This is a genomic window from Streptomyces sp. NPDC054847 (genome assembly GCF_053610925.1).
Window position 1 is genome coordinate 1 of sequence record NZ_JBSGZJ010000786.1, and the last position, 1,203, is coordinate 1,203.

Consider the following 1,203-nt stretch of genomic DNA (forward strand, 5'->3'; position numbering starts at 1 on the left):
GTCGACCCGCCCGCCGACCCGAAGGACTATCTCCACCGGGGGGGCCGTACGGCGCGTGCGGGTGAGTCGGGCCGGGTGGTCACCCTGGTCACGCCCGGTCAGCGGCGTGAGGTGAACCGGATGATGTCCGATGCCGGGATCCGGCCGGTGGTCACCCAGGTGCGTTCCGGCGAGGAGAAGCTGACGGGCATCACGGGGGCGAAGCGGCCGCCTGTCGCCGACAAGTCCGCCAGCGGCAACGCGCCGTTCCGGGGTCTGGGCGCCCGGGCCCCGAAGGAGTCGCGCAGGACGGCCGAGGCCCGCGGTCTCGCGGAGGCCCGTAAGGCGGCCCGGGTCCGCAGAGGCCGCTGACGGCTTTTCAGCAGCGGCTGCGGTCACGGGAAGAGTGGTTCTCCTTCCTGTGACCGCCCTTCGGCGCTCCCGCTTTCGCTCGGCGGGGTCCCCCGGTGCCGGGTGCTCGCACCCGCGGTGCGGGATGCGTCTCATTCTTCTGTGCTGTTCTCGTCCCGGCTCAGAGGTGCCACGCCCTTGCCCGGTTCGACGACGTCGCGCCGGCCGGTGGTTTCGGCCGCGTCGAGCTGGGTGACGGCCGGGTGGTGGAGGTCGAAGGCGGGCGACTCGGAACGGATCCGGGGCAGCGTGGTGAAGTTGTGCCGCGGCGGGGGGCACGAGGTGGCCCACTCCAGGGAGCGGCCGTAGCCCCAGGGGTCGTCGACGTCGATGCGCTTGCCGCTCCTGGCCGTCTTCCAGACGTTGTAGAAGAAGGGGAGCGTGGAGGCGCCCAGGAGGAACGCTCCGATGCTGGAGAGGGTGTTGAGGGCGGTGAAGCCGTCGGCGGCGAGGTAGTCGGCGTAGCGACGCGGCATGCCTTCGGCGCCGAGCCAGTGCTGGACGAGGAACGTGGTGTGGAAGCCGGTGAACAGCGTCCAGAAGTGGATCTTGCCGAGGCGTTCGTCGAGCATCGTGCCGGTCATCTTGGGCCACCAGAAGTGGAAGCCGGCGAACATGGCGAACACGACGGTGCCGAAGACGACGTAGTGGAAGTGGGCCACGACGAAGTAGCTGTCGGTGATGTGGAAGTCGAGCGGCGGCGAGGCGAGGATGATGCCGGTCAGGCCGCCGAAGAGGAACGTGACGAGAAAGCCGACGGACCACAGCATCGGCGTCTCGAAGGACAGCGACCCCCGCCACATGGTGCCGATC

1 protein-coding gene and 1 pseudogene are annotated in these 1,203 nt (G+C 69.8%); one reads left to right on the forward strand and one right to left on the reverse strand.

From position 1 onward, the window contains the following. Window positions 1-351 (forward strand): annotated as a pseudogene (locus tag ACWGH4_RS35230) (DEAD/DEAH box helicase); the annotation flags it as partial. A 131-nt stretch (window positions 352-482) separates the two neighbouring features. Here ACWGH4_RS35230 and ACWGH4_RS35235 read toward each other — a convergent pair. Continuing rightward, on the reverse strand, window positions 483-1,203 hold a 721-nt coding region (locus tag ACWGH4_RS35235), incomplete at its 5' end, for a cytochrome c oxidase subunit I (RefSeq protein ID WP_453467994.1).